The sequence below is a fragment of the Micromonospora qiuiae genome (assembly GCF_016863555.1).
In the GTDB taxonomy this organism is placed as follows: domain Bacteria; phylum Actinomycetota; class Actinomycetes; order Mycobacteriales; family Micromonosporaceae; genus Micromonospora; species Micromonospora qiuiae.
Map to the genome: position 1 here is coordinate 88,048 of NZ_BOPC01000039.1, position 15,940 is coordinate 103,987.

The following is a 15,940-nucleotide window of genomic DNA, read 5'->3' on the forward strand; positions in this document are numbered from 1 at the left end:
GGTAGTATATATCGGGCATGGTTCATCCGTCCGTCTAGGGACGTTCGGCCGTTCGGCCCATGTCGGACATCGGGGACTAGCCGGACCATGGGAGACGCGTCGGCCGGCGGGACCCCGGCCGATGTCTATACATGTGGAGGAGTGACCGATGGCATCGCGAACGCACGAACCAGAGCCGCTACTTACACCGGCCGAGGTGGCGTCGATGTTCCGTGTCGACCCGAAGACGGTGACCCGTTGGGCGAAGGCTGGCAAGCTCAGCGCCATCCGGACCCTCGGCGGCCACCGCCGTTATCGGGAGTCCGAGGTCAGGGCGCTGCTGCAGGGGCAGATCCCGCAGCAGCGCCAAGGCGACTGACCGGCTGACCCATAGCAAGCTTCTCGAAGGGCGGCGGACCCCATCCGCCGCCCTTCGTCATGCCCTGGATCATTCCGCGGGACCCGCCGGATGCCTTGGATCATTCCGCGGAGCCCGCCGGTGACCGCCCCTCCACCGCCCTGTTGCCGAACCCTTATTCGGCCAGCTCGATGCGGATCCCCACCGTCCCGCCCTCGCCTCGGCGCAGCCGGCTACCGAGCAGCGTCAGTCGACCGAGCACGCGGTATTTCTGCTTGATCAGCCCGCGGATCCGGCGGGTCGCCCCCGGGTCGTACAGGCTCGCCCGGGCCGGCACCGCCTCGCCGTGCGGTCGGCCGCGTACGTCGCATGGCGCGACCGTGACCTCCCCGCTGCGCCGGATCCGCTTCACCTTGCCGGCGTCGGCCGCCGACCACACCGCCAGCGCGTCACCGTCGCGGACCGCCCAGACCGGGGTCGGCACCGCGCGACCGTCCTTGCGGAAGGTCGTGAGGAGAATGTATTTCTCCGCCGCGAGGCGATCCAACGTGGTCACGCGCCAAGGATACGGGCGCCGCCGCTGACCGGGCGGCCGGATAGCGTGGCGAATGTGACGGGAGAACCACAGATCGGTGACGTCTTCGGGGAGTTGCTGCGTGACGCGCTGGCCGTGGCCACCGGGGTCGGTCCCCGGCCACTGGCCGGCGGGCGTCTTCCCCGCCCGGTCATCGAGGTCATCGAGCGCGACGACGGGTTGATCAACGGCGCGCCGGCCGCGCACTATCTCGACGGGCCGCAGGACTGGCAACCGCACGACCACCGGGCGGTGGACCGGGTGCGCGGCGACACCCTGGACATCGGCGTCGGTGCCGGGCGGATCGCGCTGCTGCTCCAGGCGCGCGGCGTACCGGTCACCGGGCTGGACGTCTCGCCCGGGGCGCTTCAGGTGTGCCGCCGCCGGGGCGTACGCGACCTCGTGCACGGCACCGTCGACGCACACGCCGCGAGCGGGCGGCGCTACGACACCTTCCTGCTGCTCGGCAACAACCTCGGGCTGTTCGAGGGCCGGGAACGGGCACCCGTCTTCCTCGCCGCCCTGGCCGCGATGGCCAACCCGGGGGCGCAGGTGATCGCGCACGGTACCGATCCGTACGGCACGCGAGACCCCGTACACACCGGCTACCACGAGTACAACCGCCGGCGGGGCCGCCTCGGTGGGCAGCTACGACTGCGGCTGCGCTACCGCGAACTCGGTACGCCGTGGTTCGACTATCTGGTCTGCTCACCCGACGAGCTGGCCGACCTGGTCAGCGGTTCCGGGTGGCGACTGGCTGAGGTGGACGACCGGGACGCTCCGTACTACCTCGCCACGCTCCGGCTGGCCGCCTGAACCCCCGTCGCGCGTCGGCAGATGTTAATAGGGGCCCCTTGCTATACCGGAGGCGTTAACAAGGGGCCCTTCCTTACACCTGGACGGTGGGGGGGAGTTGCTCCGGGGGGAGGCCGCCGTCGCCGTCGACGATCTCGTCGGGCTGGCCGTCCTCATCGAGGTCGACCATCGTGACGTCCACCTTGCCGTCGCCATCGGTGTCGAACTGGAACAGGTCGGCCTTGCCGTCGCCGTCGGTGTCCACCACCCACACGTCGGTCCGGCCGTCGTTGTTCGTGTCGGCACGTAGCAGGTCGACGCGCTCCTCGCCGCGCGTCTCGACGGTCTCCTCGGTGCCCGCTCCGCCCGCGGTCTCCGGTGCCTGGCTCATCCGCTCGTCCTTCCCTTGGTTGTCGGTGATCAGTACCCGGCCCCACCCGCCCCCACGCATGTGGCCGTGACGGGTGCTGCATAGGGTCCCACCATGACTGAGCGGAGCGTACGGGCTGGCTCCGGCGTGGTGGCGATCCCGCGCGCCGGCGACATCAGTGAGCCGGAAATCGTCACTGTGCGGTGGTGGCGCCATGACTGAGCGGTTCGTCGTGATCGGGGCGGGCACGATGGGTCTCGGTATCGCGTACGTGGCGGCAGACGCCGGCCACCTGGTGGAGCTGGTCGAGGTGGACCGGGCGCGCGGCGAGGCGGCCGTGGAGCGGCTCGCGCAACTGTGGGACCGGGCCGTGCGGCGCGGCAAGCTCAGCGCCGAACAGGCCACGGCCAACCGGAAGCGGGTCGCCCTGCGGGCCGGGCTTGCCGAGGTGACCGAAACACCGGACGTGATCGTGGAGGCGGTGCCGGAGCGGCTCGACCTGAAGCGGGCGGTACTGGCCGAGGCGGAGACCCTGCGGCCAGCGCTGCTCGGGAGCAACACCTCCAGCATTCCCATCGCCGACCTCGCCCAGGGGTTGACGCGACCCGAGCGCTTCTGCGGGCTGCACTTCTTCAACCCGGTCTGGGCCATGGCACTGCTGGAGATCGTGGTCGGCCCGGCCACCGCGGGCGAGACCACCGACGCGGCCGTCGCGCTCGCCGGCCGGCTGGGCAAGGACCCCGTCGTGGTACGCGACATGCCCGGCTTCGCCACGTCGCGACTCGGGGTGGCTCTCGGGCTGGAGGCGATCCGGATGGTCGCCGACGGGGTGGCCAGCCCCGCCGACATCGACAAGGCGATGGTGCTCGGCTACCGGCACCCGGTCGGGCCGCTGGAGCTGACCGACCTGGTGGGGCTGGACGTGCGCCTCGACATCGCCCGTACGCTCCAGGCCGCGTACGGGGACCGGTTCGCTCCGCCGCCGCTGCTGGTGGAAATGGTCGCCGCGGGCTGGCTGGGCAAGAAGTCCGGCCAGGGCTTCTACCACTGGGCCGACGGTGTCCGTGCGGGCGGCACCGAGCTGCCCGGATCGGAGGCGGCGCGATGAGCAAGAGCCTGCGAGTCGAGGAGCGCCCGGACCGGCTGGTGGTCACCCTGGACCGACCGGAGAAGCGCAACGCTATCGACGCCGACCTCATCGCCGCGCTGCACGAGGTCTGCGCCGAGCTGGAGGCCCGCCCCCGGATGCTGCTGCTGACCGGGGGAACCGACGGAATCTTCGCCGGCGGGGCCGACATCGGCCAGTTGCGCGAGCGGGGACGGCTGGAGGCGCTCGCCGCGATCAACGCGGCCGCCTTCGCCCGGATCCGGGCCCTGCCGTTGCCGACCGTGGCGGCCGTCGACGGACCGGCGCTGGGCGGCGGCGCCGAGTTGGCGTACGCCTGTGATCTGCGGGTGTGCACCCAGCGCGCGGTCTTCGGGCAGCCCGAGGTGCGACTGGGCATCCTGGCCGGTGCCGGTGCGACCCACCGGCTGCCGGCGCTGATCGGCGAGGCCCGGGCCAAGGAACTGCTGTTCACCGGGCGGCGGATGGACGCCGCGGAGGCGCTGCGGATCGGTCTGGTGAACAGAATGGTGCCGGCACCGGAGGCGCTGCTGCCGGCGGCCCACGAGCTGATCGACGAAATGGCCGAGGGATCGACGCTGGCGTTGCGGTTGACCAAACTCGCCGTCGACGCCCCGCCCGCCGCTCACCCGCAGCTGGACCTGGTCAGCCAGGCGGTGCTCTTCGAGGACGAGGAGAAGCATCGCCGGATGACGGAGTTCCTGGACCGGCGGCGCGGGCGCTGAGGTGGCCGGAGACCGTTCCGACGGCCGCACCGGATCCGGTGCGGCCGTCGTGCTGTTGCGAGCCAGCGGGTCAGCGAGCCAGCGAGCCAGCGGGTCAGCGGGTCAGCGCCGGGCCAGTGCCGCCAGCGGTACGTCGGCGTCCGCGAGCGCCCGGACCACCGCGGCGGACTCGCTGAAGCCGATGATCAGGACAGCGTCCGCGCCGAACTCCTTTATCTGCCGGGCGCCGTCGCTGAAGTCGATCGGCGGGGCCTCGGCGCCCTCACCAGGCTCGTAGCTGAGCAGCCGCACCTTGTCGCCACCGAAACCGGCCCGCTCCAACTCGGACCGGACGACGTCCTGCAGGCCCTCGCCGTAGGAGTCCTTACGGGCCACAATGGCGATCTTGTGCGGCCCGTCCCGGAGGATGACGTCGGCCAGTGCCCGGCCCTGGAGGCTGTCCGGCGGTGCGGTGCGGAAGTAGAGGCCCCGGTCCTCCGCGCTGGTCAGGCTCGCCGCAGTGTTCGACGGGGAGAACAGGATCCGTCCTTTCTTCACCACGTCATCCAGCACGGCGGCGGTGATCCCGGAGCCACCGGCACCGATGATCACGTGTACCCCCTCGGCGAGGTGGCGGGCCACGGTCGCCTTGGCGACCGTGGGGTTGGTGCCGTCGTCGCCGTCGATCCAGACCACGTCTTTGCCGAGCACGCCACCGGCGTCGTTGAGCTCCTTGATCGCCAGCGCGGCACCGGCGGCCATCGGCGGGTAGGCCAGCGCCAGGTCGCCCGTTTTGGGCAGCAGCCCGCCGAGGACGAGCGGTGCGTCGCCACCGTTGGACGAGCGGTCCACCTTCGGCGGCGACTTGGCGCTCGCCGCCGACTCGTCACCGGCGCCGACGAACTCCATCTTGGCGTCGTTGAGCCGATCCCCGTCGAAGTGCAGTGTCGCGTAGCTGGCGGTGGCCGGCTCGCCGGCGTCGGTGAACCCGGCCCGGGTGATCGAGACACTGCGATACTCGATGTCCTCACCGTCGCGGGCCAGCGGCAGGCACTCAGCCGGGGTGCCACAGCGGGTGCCCCCGTTGGTGATGCCGACGATCTGCTTCGCGATGGCCGCCGGATCGGTGGTGCCGGCCACCTCGGCCGCGAGAGCGCTGATCACCACCGCGTCGTACGCCTCGGCGGCGTAGAGGAAGCCGTCCAGCTGCGGATCGACGGACAGTAGCCGCTTCTTGAAGTCCTCGGGCAGCGGTGTGAGGGGCGTGGTGCCCTTCATGCCGTTTACCAGGCCGGCGCGATCGCCCAACTCCTCCGGATACGAGTTCGACATGTTGCCGTCGGTGCCGTAGAGGTGCACCTGTTGGGTCGCCGCCTCCTCGGGCTGGTCGTCTCCGCAGGCGCTGGTGGCGAGCAGGAGCGCTGCACAGGAGGCGAGAAGAGCCGTCCGCGAGCCCCGTGACATGTGCATTGTCGTCCTTCCTCCGGCGAAGGTCCGGTGCGCAGATTAGCGCGCCGTTCCGGTCAGCGGGACCATGGAGGTCCGGCTATCCGCAGGTCGACGTCGGTATGCACGGAGAGTAGCCATGAGTTGGTTCTTGACCCACACCCCTACTGTGCGGTGGGTGACCGACTCGCCACAGCAGACGCACGACGACGCCGCCGCCATCCTCCGCTCGGCGCTCGACGGAGACTCCGAGGCCGTGGCGGGGACATTCGACGCGGTGGTCGACCGGGCCGGTCTGGCCGGGGTGTACGACGTGGCCTGGTGCCTGGCCGCGACGATGGTCGGCGATCCGGTTCCGCCAGGTGCCTGCGCACTCGATTTTCCCGGGATCGACCAGGCCGGGTACGACGCCCGGTGGGTGGCCCGCTTCGTCAGCGCGTACGCCAACTCCGACCTGGACACGGCGGAGGCGCTGTTCGGTGCGGCGCAGGCCGACGGGCTGCTGCCGGAGTGCCTGCTCACCCTCGCCGGTTCGACCGTGGCCACGCTGCGGCACCGGGCCAGCTGACCACCGTCCGGGCGCGACCGTCGCCGGCCCTCGGCGATCTCACGTCCGGTTGTCGGCCACGATCGCGGCGAAGCGGGACAACAGCTCGTGCCAGCCGGCGGTCAACGCCTCCCGGTAGCCCTCCGCGGCCTCGCCATGCCGGTCGAAGTGCCGGTGCGTGACCTCGACCAGGGTGCTGGCCCCTTCGGGATTGAAGAGCACTTCGACCTCGCTGGCCCGCGCCGGGTCGGGCACCGGCGCGCGGTCCGCGCCGATCTGCCACGTGAAGACCAGGCGGCGGGGCGGGTCCCAGGTGAGTACGCGACCCCAGTCGTTGCGGAACCCGTAGGGACCGACCTCGTAGAGCATCCCGCCGGCCCGGGGCTCCATCCCCAATTCGGCCAGTACGCCCGGCCCGGACCAGGTGTATTCCGTCACCCACCAGTCGGCGAGTTTTCCAGTGAACGCCGCGTAGGCCCGATCAGCGGAGGTAGGGACCAGCAGGGTGCTGCGAAGCGCAAACCGGTCATGGTCCTGCCTGATGTCGGTCGCATCGGCCATCCCGTGTCCCATAGGCCCGGACCATACCGTCTGATGCCCGGATGCGCAGCTCTCCTGAAGCCCGTCCTGCCCGCCGGCGCCCGACCCCCTCGACGGGCGTTTAACTACGAAACGTCGAAGAGGGGCAGGCCGTCGTATTCGGCGAAGTCAACGTGATCCTTGCCATTGAAGGCCGCCAGCGGCAGCCGGTCGACCAGGCAACGCGCCGCGATTCAGGAATCACTCGTCGGACGAGGGCGGCCGCGATGCTGTGCCCGGGCCTGGAGTTCGCACCAGGTCGTCGCCACTGCCTCGTTAGAGCGATCGGCAACAGGGCGGAGGCGGCCGGGGCGGATCCTGGGCACGCCAGGCGGCCGGGCGATGAGACCACGTCCGCAACGGCACCCTCGCACTGGACACCGCAACTCGCGGTCCTGTGGCGCAGGATGCCGCAAGTCGCGGTCTCGGCCGGCCCGGAAGCCCCAACATGCCGCAACCCGTGCCACTCGAAGGACGGGATACGCCCACATGCCGTAACACGTGCCCGCCCTGGGCGCCCGAACACCCCGAGATGCCGCAACCCGTGCCGTCCGCATCCCCAGGCGCAGCGGTCATCACGCCCGGACCCACCTCGCCATCATTTATTGCCGGATTGAAAGGGCAGCAGCACTAGGCGGAACGCCGCTGCGCCAGGCCAGCCAGCTTGCGCGGCGCTGGCCCGCCGAGAGGCGTACAAGTCGGCGCGCCACCAGGTGAACCGGTCCACCTGTCCACCGGTTCGCCAGCAGCCACGCGCCAGACCAACCAGGCCGGCGTCGCTCTCACCGCCGCCATCCTGCTCGGCGGAATTTCTGTCCGTCTTTAACGCGGCCCCGGTCGGGGCCGCTCGTGCCAGGTCGACAGGGCGCGGCCGCTTCGCGTGTGCTCCATACCGGCCGCACTCGGTGCCCGTCGATGACACGAGACGGGTTGGTCACGGGGCAACAAGCAAAACGCCGACCCGGCGTTTCCGCTGGTCGGCGCTGCAATAGCCCGGCGAAAGGCTATGTGGCCAGGGGCGGGGTCGAACCGCCGACCTTCCGATTTTCAGTCGGACGCTCGTACCAACTGAGCTACCTGGCCTTGTTGCTCGGTTCATGCTACCCGGACGGCGGGATGGCCGCCGCGTGGGTCACACTCCCCGATACGCGGAACGCCGCGCGTGGTGCGCGGCGTCGGCGCTTGCGGTCCTGACGGGACTTGAACCCGCGACCTCCGCCTTGACAGGGCGGCGAGCACTCCGACTGCTCCACAGGACCTAGCTGTTGTCGCATCCGGCCGAAGCCGGACCGTGCCCCCAACGGGATTCGAACCCGTGCTACCGCCTTGAAAGGGCGGCGTCCTGGGCCGCTAGACGATGAGGGCGGCCCCGCCATCATTGCACACTCGCAACGTTGTGCGGACTTGCTCCCATCCGGCCCCGCCGGAGGCTTGGAAAGCATACGTGATGCCTCACCCGACGACCAAACCGGTATGGCCGTAGGCCCAGCGCCTCGAATAGCCGCAGCTCAGGAGGGGGGTCAGCGGAGACCCGCGACGCCGTGGTCACGTTTGAGGGCGGCGATCATCCGGTGGCAGGCGGCGAGGGTGGCGGCGCGGTCGCCGCCGCCGTCGTGCAGCAGCACGACCGCGCCGGGCTTGGCGGAACGCTTCACCCGCTTTTCGATCGTGGCGGCGGTCGGCTTGGCCCAGTCCCTCGGGTCGACCGTCCAGTGCAGCGATCGCATGCCCAGCTTCCGCGCGACCTTCACCACCTCGGCGGTCCACCGGCCACCGGGCTGCCGGTAGAACGGCACCTCCGCGTCGGGCACCGCCCGCCGGATCTCCTTGTTCGTGCGGACCAGGTCGGCGCGGATCTCGGCGATCGGCCGTCGGGCCAGGTCGAGGTCGTGACGCCAGCTGTGGTTGCAGAGCTGATGCCCCTCCCGGACGATCCGGCGGACCAGTTCGGGGTGCTTGCGGACCTGCGTACCCACCACGCAGAAGGTGGCGGTGACCTTGGCCTTCTTCAAACGGTCCAGCACCTTCGGGGTCCAAACCGGGTCCGGGCCGTCGTCGAAGGTGAGGGCCACCTCCGGTACCCCGGTGGTACGGACCAGACCGGCCGGCAGCTTGGCGGGTAGCGGCCGTAGGGGCGGCTTGGATGGCTTGCTGCGCGTCGGCTTCGGCGTAGGCGTCGGTGCCGGCTCCGCCTGCGGTGGCAGGGCGGCCGAGGGGGGCGGTGGGGTGGGTGGATTGTCGGATTCGGGCGATTTCGCGCCGGCGCAGCCGGACATCAGCAGAACGGTCAGGCCGGTGGCGCAGGCGAGCAGAGCACGAGGACGCATCGTTCGCTCCCGAGGGGGGTCGGGGTACGCGGACCTTCAGACGCTAGTTCACCCGTTTCCGAGGGATCAACGGCGGGTCAGGACGCGGCAGCTTTCCGTACCTCGACGGCTTGCATCGGAGGGATCAGGAGGCGGCGGCCTGGTCCAGCGAGTCGCGTACGGCGACGGCGAGCGCGACCGCCTCGGCCAGGTCGACCGGACGGATCACCCCGGCGGGCAGGGTCTCGGCCTGCCAACCAGGCCCGCCGGCGAGCACCAGGAGCGGGCGGCGCGGCGCGGTGAGCAGGGCGGTGAGCTGGGCTGCGTCGGCGGTGAACCGGATGTGCGACCAGATCACCACGGCGGCCGGGCCGGTCCGGCCGATCGCGTCGAGCAGGGCGCTCACCGGCACCCGGGCACCGAGCATCCGATGGCTCACGCCGGCCTCGGCGAGGGCGGCGGCAAGCGCCTCCAGCGGCAGGCTGTGCTGTTCCTCGTCAGCGCAGGAGAGCAGGATGCGGGGCGGCGCGGCGGGGGCGGGACGGCCCGCCACGACGGCGGCGAACGCCGCCGAGACGCAGCGCGAAAAGAGGTGCTCGACCTCGATCAGGGCGGCGGTCGCGGCGTGCCGCTCACCGATGCCGACGAGGACCGGACGGAGCAGGAGATCCCAGGTCCGGACGACTCCGTCGGTGGCGATGCTCCGGGTGATCGTCTCGCTGATCGCCACGGTGTCCAGCCGCATCGCGGCGCGGGCCAGTCCGCGGGCCGCCGGGCCGGCGCGGCCGACCGGGATGGCCGTGCCGCCGCCGTCCCGGACACCCCTCGACCCGGCCCGGACGCTGGCGCCGCCGGGCACCGTGTCGTCGGATGCCCGCCGGGCCCAGCGGGCCGCCTCGGCCGGGCTGACCCCCTCGGCGGTCAGCCGACGCATGATGTCCAGCCGGACCAGGTCGGCCGAGGTGTAACGCCGGTGGTGCCCGGGGACGTGCTGGCTGGGCCCGAGGCCGTACCGCTGGTGCCAGGTGCGCAGTGTGGTCACCGCCACGCCCAACCGACGGGCGGTCGCCCCGGCGCTCAACGCCTCATCGGCCACCCGACCGCTCCGACGCGTCGTCGGCGGGGCTCGAGGAGCGCAGCAACCGATCCAGGACGCCACTCAGCCAGGGGGCGTACGCGTCCGGTTCTCCGGCGATTTCGGCGGCCAGCGCCGCCGGATCGACCCAGCGCAGCTCGGCGATCTCCGCCGGGTCGGGGCGTAGCGGAGTGTCCGGTCGGAACTCGCCTCGCAGGACATGGTCGTACTCCACCTCGACCCGTCCGGTGGCCGGGTCCTCGGCGCGGTACACGAAGGCCCCGATCTCGGTCAGCGGTACGGGGCCGACGCCCAACTCCTCCGCCAGCCGGCGGTTGGCGGCCTCCGCCGGGGTTTGACCGGGCTGGGGGTGACCGCAGCAGGCGTTGGCCCAGCGCAGCGGGAAGCGGGTCTTGACCGCGGCGCGGCGCTGGATCAGCACCCGGCCGTCGGGCGCGACCAGCAGCACCGAGAAGGCGCGATGCAGCTGACCCGGCGGCCGGTGGGCGGCGGCGACGGTGGTCTCGCCGACCGGCCGACCCGCGTCGTCGACCAGTTCGACCAGGTGACCCTCTCGGGACATTGGCATCAGTGCCGTCCTCCGTTCGTGACGTTGGTGCTCTGCTGTGCTGGCCTGCTGGCGCCCACGGGCCGTTTCCCGATCACCCGTCCGGCGGCGAGCTTGCCGGAGATGAGCACCATCGGAACGCCGACGCCAGGCTGGGTGCCCGAGCCGACGAAGACCACGTTGGACAATGACCGGTGGATGTTCGACGGCCGGAACGGACCGGTCTGGAAGAGGGTGTGCGCCGAGGCGAAGGGGGTGCCGGCCGCCATGCCCTGCTCCGCCCACTCGGCCGGGGTGACCGCCCGGAGGACTTCGACGCCTGCGCCGAAGCCGACGTAGCCGCGCTGCTCCAGGGTGGCGACGAGCCGGTCGGTGTAGCGGTCGGTGAGGTCGCCGCGCCAGTCGAGTGATGCCCGGTCGAGGTTGGGCACCGGGGCGAGCACGTAGTAGGTGTGCCGGCCGGCGGGCGCCACCGCCGGGTCTGTGCGGCTCGGGTTGGTGACCAGCAGGGACGGGTCCGTCATCAGGTGACCACGCCGGATCACCTCGTCGAACGTGCCCTTCCACGCCCGCCCGAAATGGATGTTGTGGTGGGCGATCCGCCGGTAGCCCTGGGTCGAGCCGACGTGCAGGACGACGCAGGACGGCGAGTAGGTCAGCCGGCGCGGGCGGGACGGCGGAAGCAGGTCGCGGTAGGCCACCGGCAGGTCGGGGTTGAGCACCACCACGTCCGCTCGGACGAACTCGCCGTCGGCGGTCAGCACGCCGGTGGCCCGGCCGTTCGCGGTCTCCACCCGGGTCACCGTGCAGCTGTAACGGATCTGCACGCCGTGCTTCTCGGCGGCGCCGGCCAGGCCCCGGGAGACCGCGTGGATGCCGCCGCGCGGGAAGTAGACGCCGGCCACCGAATCGAGGTACGCGATCACCGCGTAGATGGCCAGCGCGTCGTGCGGTGCGAGGCCGGCGTACATGGCCTGGAAGGAGAAGATCCGCCGAGTGCGTGGATCCCGGAAGAATTGGTCGATCTTGGTCTGGAGGCGTCGGAAGGCCCCGTTGGCCACCAGCCTGAGCAGGTTGGCGGTGAGCAGGTCGGTGGGTGCGTCGAGATTGCGCTCGATGAAATCGGCCCGCTCCAGCCGCCACAGCTTGCGGGCGAAGTCCACGAACCGGAGGTAGCCGTCGGCTTCGCGCGGCCCGCAGACCCGGGAGATCTCCGCCGCCATCCGGGTCGTGTCGGTGAGCACGTCGAGCGTGGACCCGTCCGGGTAGTAGGCCCGGTAGGCGGGGTCCAGCGGGACCAGGTCGAGCCAGTCGGTCAGCTCCTCGCCGACCGCGCCGAGGGCCTCGGCGATCAGGTCGGGCATGGTGAGCACGGTCGGGCCGGTGTCGAACTCGTAGCCGTCGAGGCTGAGCCGCCCGGCCCGCCCGCCCGGCACCGGCTCGCGTTCCAGGACGGTCACCTGCCGTCCGCTGCCGGCCAGGTGCAGCGCGCAGGCGAGACCGCCAAGCCCGGCACCGACGACCACCACCCGGTCCGTACGTCCGTCAACGGTTCGCACCGGCGACCACCTCCCTGCGTGCGGAGCCCATCATGCCGACCGGCGGGTGGCGGCGGACGCGAGGCCGACGAGCGCGGTACGCGCGGTCCCGTCGACGGCGACGGTGTCGAGCGCCGACAGCGCGTCCTCGATCCGCTCGCCGATCATCCGTTCGATCCGGTCGACCGCGCCAGTGTCGACCACCACCTCGGCCAACCGCGCGATCTCCGGCTCGTCGCGGGGGCCGGCGCCGTTCAGCGCCCGGCGCTGAGCCGGGGTGGCCAACTGCCGGGCCAGCATGAGCAGGGCCGTCGGCTTGCCGGTGCGCAGGTCGTCGCCGGCCGGCTTACCGGTCGTGCTCGGGTCGCCGTAGACGCCGAGCAGGTCGTCGCAGAGTTGAAACGCCTCGCCGACCGAGCGGCCGTAGCGGGTGTACGCGGTGATCAGTGCGGGGTCGTCGGCACCCGCCAGGCTGGCGCCGAACAGCAGCGGGCGCAGGACGGTGTAACTGGCGGTCTTGTAGCGGGCCACCCGTAGCGCCCGGTCCACCGACCAGTTGGCCGGATCGGTCTCGCCGAGGATGTCGAGGTACTGCCCGGCGATCGTCTCCACCCGCATCCGGTCGTAGCCGCGCCGGACCTCGAGCAGCTGGGGCGCCGGGAGCTCGGTGCGGGCCAGCAGTTGGTCGGCCCATACGATGCAGAGGTCGCCGATCAGGACGGCGACCGCCTCGCCGAAGCGTGCGGAGTCCCCGTTGCGGCCGTCGGCCGCGTGTCGGGCGGCCACCGCCACGTGCGCGGTCGGCCGGCCCCGCCGGGTGGCGGACGCGTCCATCACGTCGTCGTGGACCAGCGCGAAGGTGTGCAGCAGCTCCAAGGTGGCCAGGGCGGGCAGTACCGGTTCGACCGGCTGGTCGCCGCCGACCACTCCGCGCCATCCCCAGTAGGCGAAGGTCGGGCGGACCCGCTTGCCGCCACCGAGGACGTAGTCGCGCGCCGTGGCGGCGAAATCACCCATGGCTGCGTCGATTTCGTCCAGCGCGCCGACCTCGGTGGCGAGGAACTCGGTCAGGGTCCGGTCGACGGCCGCGATGACATCCCGGGTGTAGGCGGCCAGAACGGCCCGAATCGGATCATCTCCATCGATTGGCTGTTCAGGCACCACACGGAGCAGGTTACCCGTTGGTGCGTCTTTGGCCATGAGGCTGAGCGTACCCTAAAGTGCAAGATGCGTCGATTGATGCGTCGATTTAGAGGAGGGGCCGTGGACCTGGATCTCGCCGCCGCCTACCGCAGGTGCCGTGAGCTGCACAGACGTCATGGCCGCACCTACTATCTGGCCACCCGACTGCTGCCCGCATGGAAACGGCGTCATGTGCACGCTTTATATGGATTCACTCGGTACGCCGACGAGATCGTCGATCAGACCGAGGCCCTGCCGCCGGCCGAGCGCGCCGCCCAGCTCGATGACTGGGGTGGGCGGTTCGTCGCCGGGCTGCACGGTGAGCAGGTCGACGACCCACTGCTGCCGGCGGTGCTGCACACCATCGCCGTCTTCGATCTGGACCGGGAGGACTTCGCCGCATTCCTCAAGAGCATGGCGATGGACCTGACCGTGACGTCGTACCGCAGCTATGGCCAGCTGCTGGACTACATGGAGGGATCCGCCGCGGTCATCGGCACCATGATGCTGCCCATCCTGGGCAGCTCCGACCCGTCGGCCGCCCGGGAGCCGGCCCGTCAGCTCGGCTTCGCGTTCCAGCTCACGAACTTCATCCGGGACGTGGCCGAAGACCTGGGCCGGGGCCGGACGTACCTGCCGGAGGAGGACCTGGCCGCGTTCGGGGTGACTCCGGACGACCTGGCGGGCTGCCGCGCCGTCGGCCGGGCCACCGAAGCGGTGCGCGAGCTGATCCGGTACGAGGTGGGCCGCGCCCAGGCGCACTACGCCGCCGCGGCACCGGGGGTGATCCTGCTCGACGCCGGCTCACAGGCCTGCATCCGCACCGCGTACGCCCTCTACGGCGGGATCCTCGACGAGGTGGCTGCCCAGGGCTACGACGTGTTCGCCCGGCGGGCCACCGTGCCGCAGCGGCACCGGGTGGCGGTGGCCGGCCGAGCCCTGCTCACCCCGGCCGGTACGCCGGTCGTGCCGCCCGCATCGCCGGTGCCGGTGGCCGGCGTCATGCCCGGCCCGGTGGTGTGCTAGCCCGGGCTGCTACCGCGTCCCTCTTGTCGGCGGCGCTCGGCTGGCCCGCGGGGCCGGTGGTGCGCGATGCTGGCGGGATGGTGGAGCCGGAACTGTCAGACGTGGACGTGGACGTGGACGTGGTCGTGCTCGGGCTCGGGGTCGGCGGTGAGGAGGTCGCCGGCCGACTCGCCGAGGCCGGGCTCACCGTCGTCGGAATCGAGCGAAACCTGGTCGGCGGGGAGTGCCCGTACTGGGGCTGCATCCCGAGCAAGATGATGATCCGGGCGGCGAACGCGATCGCCGAGGCGCGTCGGATCGACGGGCTGGGTGGCAGCGCCCAGCTTCGTCCCGACTGGGCGCCGGTGGCGAAACGGATCCGCGAAGAGGCCACCGACAACTGGGACGACCGTGCCGCAGTGCAACGGTTCATCGGCAAGGGCGGGCGGCTGGTCCGGGGCAGCGGCCGGCTCGACGGGCCGGGCCGCGTTCGCGTCGGCGACCAGGTCTTCCATGCCCGGCACGGCATCGTGCTGGGCACCGGCACCAAGCCGTCGGTGCCGCCGATCGACGGGCTGGCAAACACCCCGTACTGGACGAACCGCGAGGCAGTCGAGGTCGAGGAACTGCCAGGATCGCTGCTGGTGCTGGGCGGCGGGGCGATCGGGCTGGAACTGGCCCAGGTGTTCGCTCGGTTCGGCGTACGCGTCACCGTGGTGGAAGCGGCGGACCGCGTGCTCGCCGTCGAGGAGCCGGAGGCGTCGGAGGCAGTCGCCGCCGCGCTGCGCGCCGATGGCGTCCAGATCCGTACCGGGGTCGAGGCGGCCCGGGTCGAGCACGGCTCGGGTGGCTTCACGCTGCACGGCGCCGCAGGCGAGGAGTTCACCGCCGACCGGCTGCTGGTGGCCACCGGGCGCCGTGCCCACCTGGACGAGCTGGGGCTGGAGACGATCGGTGTGGACGCCGGCCGACGGTACCTGTCGGTCGACGACCGGCTGCACGTCACCGACGGGGTCTGGGCGGTCGGCGACGTGACCGGCGAGGGCGCCTTCACTCACGTCGCCATGTACCAGGCGGCCATCGTCGTCGCCGACGTGCTCGACCACGTCCGGCGGGCCAGCGACGGCGCCGACCCCAGCGGTACCGCCAGCATCGTCGGCGGCGCGGCCGGCGTGGCCAGTTCGTTGGCGGCAACCGGATCGAGCGGCTCGGCGGGGTCGGTGCCCCGCGCCGACTACCGGGCGCTGCCCCGGGTCACCTTCACCGACCCGGAGGTCGGCGCAGTTGGCCTGACCGAACAGCAGGCCCGCGAGCGCGGCATCAACGTGCAGGTGGGCTTCACCAAGCTCTCCTCGTCCACTCGCGGTTGGATCCACCAGACCGACGACGAGGGCTTCATCAAGCTGGTCGCCGACGCCGACCAGGGGGTGCTGGTCGGGGCCACCTCGGCCGGCCCGGCCGGCGGCGAGGTGCTGTCCGGGCTGGTGGTGGCCGTGCACGCGGCGGTCCCGTTGGCCCAGCTCCGGCACATGATCTACGCGTACCCGACCTTCCACCGCGCCATCTCCGACGCCCTGCACAACCTCACTTCCTGACCCCCCTCCCCGCCGCCACCCCTCTCCCCGGCGATCTTGCACTTTCGGTCGCCGGATTGCCGGTTACGTAGGCCTTTGTCCCGACGCAAAGTGCAAGATCAGCGGGGAGCGGGGAGCGGGGAGCGGGGAGCGGGGAGCGGGGAGCGGGGAGCGGGGAGCGGGGAGCGGGGAGCGGGGAGCGGGGAGCGGGGTG

Annotated in this window: 16 protein-coding genes and 3 tRNA genes; 7 read left to right on the top strand and 12 right to left on the bottom strand. The window is 71.6% G+C overall.

Annotated features, from left to right (window positions below; genetic code table 11):
- Positions 1 to 148 precede the first annotated feature (148 nt).
- Positions 149 to 358 (top strand): BldC family transcriptional regulator, encoded by a 210-nt coding sequence (locus Vqi01_RS15655; RefSeq protein WP_007073996.1) that lies wholly within the window; start codon positions 149 to 151, stop codon positions 356 to 358.
- A gap of 154 nt (positions 359 to 512) precedes the next feature.
- On the opposite strand, the gene Vqi01_RS15660 is transcribed toward Vqi01_RS15655, so the two are convergent.
- Positions 513 to 893, bottom strand: coding sequence for a PPOX class F420-dependent oxidoreductase (locus Vqi01_RS15660; protein WP_204035528.1), 381 nt, complete (start codon positions 891 to 893; stop codon positions 513 to 515).
- A 54-nt stretch (positions 894 to 947) separates the two neighbouring features.
- On the opposite strand from Vqi01_RS15660, the gene Vqi01_RS15665 reads away from it, so the two are divergent.
- Positions 948 to 1,727: a class I SAM-dependent methyltransferase gene (locus Vqi01_RS15665; protein ID WP_204035529.1), complete on the top strand. Its 780-nt coding sequence runs from the start codon at positions 948 to 950 to the stop codon at positions 1,725 to 1,727.
- Positions 1,728 to 1,800: 73 nt separating this feature from the next.
- Here the strand turns inward: Vqi01_RS15665 and Vqi01_RS15670 are convergent, their stop codons facing one another.
- A complete protein-coding gene (locus Vqi01_RS15670) occupies positions 1,801 to 2,097 on the bottom strand; it encodes a hypothetical protein (protein ID WP_204035530.1) in 297 nt (98 codons plus the stop codon).
- A 193-nt stretch (positions 2,098 to 2,290) separates the two neighbouring features.
- Between Vqi01_RS15670 and Vqi01_RS15675 the strand changes: the two genes are divergently transcribed.
- Together Vqi01_RS15675 and Vqi01_RS15680 are read left to right on the top strand one after the other, a co-directional pair.
- The gene (locus Vqi01_RS15675; RefSeq protein WP_204035531.1) at positions 2,291 to 3,184 is read left to right on the top strand and encodes a 3-hydroxyacyl-CoA dehydrogenase family protein; all 894 of its coding nucleotides are present in this window, start codon (positions 2,291 to 2,293) and stop codon (positions 3,182 to 3,184) included.
- Entirely contained in the window at positions 3,181 to 3,927 is a 747-nt protein-coding gene (locus Vqi01_RS15680; RefSeq protein ID WP_204035532.1) for an enoyl-CoA hydratase/isomerase family protein, read from the top strand. Before Vqi01_RS15675 ends, Vqi01_RS15680 begins: the two co-directional genes overlap by 4 nt.
- 102 nt (positions 3,928 to 4,029) lie before the next feature.
- Here the strand turns inward: Vqi01_RS15680 and Vqi01_RS15685 are convergent, their stop codons facing one another.
- Positions 4,030 to 5,376 carry an ABC transporter substrate-binding protein gene (locus tag Vqi01_RS15685; RefSeq protein WP_204035533.1) on the bottom strand — a complete coding sequence of 449 codons (1,347 nt, stop codon included), beginning with the start codon at positions 5,374 to 5,376 and terminating at the stop codon, positions 4,030 to 4,032.
- Positions 5,377 to 5,530: 154 nt separating this feature from the next.
- Between Vqi01_RS15685 and Vqi01_RS15690 the strand changes: the two genes are divergently transcribed.
- Positions 5,531 to 5,920, top strand: a complete 390-nt coding sequence (locus Vqi01_RS15690; RefSeq protein ID WP_204035546.1) for a hypothetical protein — start codon at positions 5,531 to 5,533, stop codon at positions 5,918 to 5,920.
- Positions 5,921 to 5,959: 39 nt separating this feature from the next.
- Here Vqi01_RS15690 and Vqi01_RS15695 read toward each other — a convergent pair whose 3' ends face one another.
- From Vqi01_RS15695 to Vqi01_RS15735, 9 genes are all read right to left on the bottom strand, one after another.
- Complete coding sequence (locus tag Vqi01_RS15695; protein ID WP_204035534.1) at positions 5,960 to 6,472, bottom strand: SRPBCC family protein; 513 nt, start codon at positions 6,470 to 6,472, stop codon at positions 5,960 to 5,962.
- A gap of 1,015 nt (positions 6,473 to 7,487) precedes the next feature.
- A tRNA-Phe gene (locus Vqi01_RS15700) sits at positions 7,488 to 7,561 on the bottom strand.
- Positions 7,562 to 7,663: 102 nt separating this feature from the next.
- Positions 7,664 to 7,737 (bottom strand) — tRNA-Asp (locus Vqi01_RS15705).
- Between the two features lie 33 nt (positions 7,738 to 7,770).
- Positions 7,771 to 7,843 (bottom strand) — tRNA-Glu (locus Vqi01_RS15710).
- Positions 7,844 to 7,998: 155 nt separating this feature from the next.
- Positions 7,999 to 8,805 (bottom strand): polysaccharide deacetylase family protein, encoded by an 807-nt coding sequence (locus Vqi01_RS15715; protein WP_204035535.1) that lies wholly within the window; start codon positions 8,803 to 8,805, stop codon positions 7,999 to 8,001.
- A gap of 124 nt (positions 8,806 to 8,929) precedes the next feature.
- Complete coding sequence (locus Vqi01_RS15720) at positions 8,930 to 9,880, bottom strand: MerR family transcriptional regulator (protein WP_204035536.1); 951 nt, start codon at positions 9,878 to 9,880, stop codon at positions 8,930 to 8,932.
- Positions 9,870 to 10,448 carry an isopentenyl-diphosphate Delta-isomerase gene (gene idi, locus Vqi01_RS15725; RefSeq protein ID WP_372444365.1) on the bottom strand — a complete coding sequence of 193 codons (579 nt, stop codon included), beginning with the start codon at positions 10,446 to 10,448 and terminating at the stop codon, positions 9,870 to 9,872. The genes Vqi01_RS15720 and idi overlap by 11 nt, the downstream gene beginning before the upstream one ends.
- A complete protein-coding gene (gene crtI, locus Vqi01_RS15730; protein WP_204035537.1) occupies positions 10,448 to 11,986 on the bottom strand; it encodes a phytoene desaturase family protein in 1,539 nt (512 codons plus the stop codon). Before crtI ends, idi begins: the two co-directional genes overlap by 1 nt.
- 30 nt (positions 11,987 to 12,016) lie before the next feature.
- On the bottom strand, positions 12,017 to 13,165 hold the full coding sequence (locus Vqi01_RS15735) for a polyprenyl synthetase family protein (protein WP_204035538.1): 1,149 nt from the start codon (positions 13,163 to 13,165) through the stop codon (positions 12,017 to 12,019).
- A 63-nt stretch (positions 13,166 to 13,228) separates the two neighbouring features.
- Here Vqi01_RS15735 and Vqi01_RS15740 point away from each other — a divergent pair, with 63 nt between their 5' ends.
- Positions 13,229 to 14,173 (top strand): phytoene/squalene synthase family protein, encoded by a 945-nt coding sequence (locus tag Vqi01_RS15740; RefSeq protein WP_204035539.1) that lies wholly within the window; start codon positions 13,229 to 13,231, stop codon positions 14,171 to 14,173.
- A gap of 80 nt (positions 14,174 to 14,253) precedes the next feature.
- On the top strand, positions 14,254 to 15,747 hold the full coding sequence (locus tag Vqi01_RS15745; RefSeq protein ID WP_372444366.1) for a dihydrolipoyl dehydrogenase family protein: 1,494 nt from the start codon (positions 14,254 to 14,256) through the stop codon (positions 15,745 to 15,747).
- Positions 15,748 to 15,940: the final 193 nt, after the last annotated feature.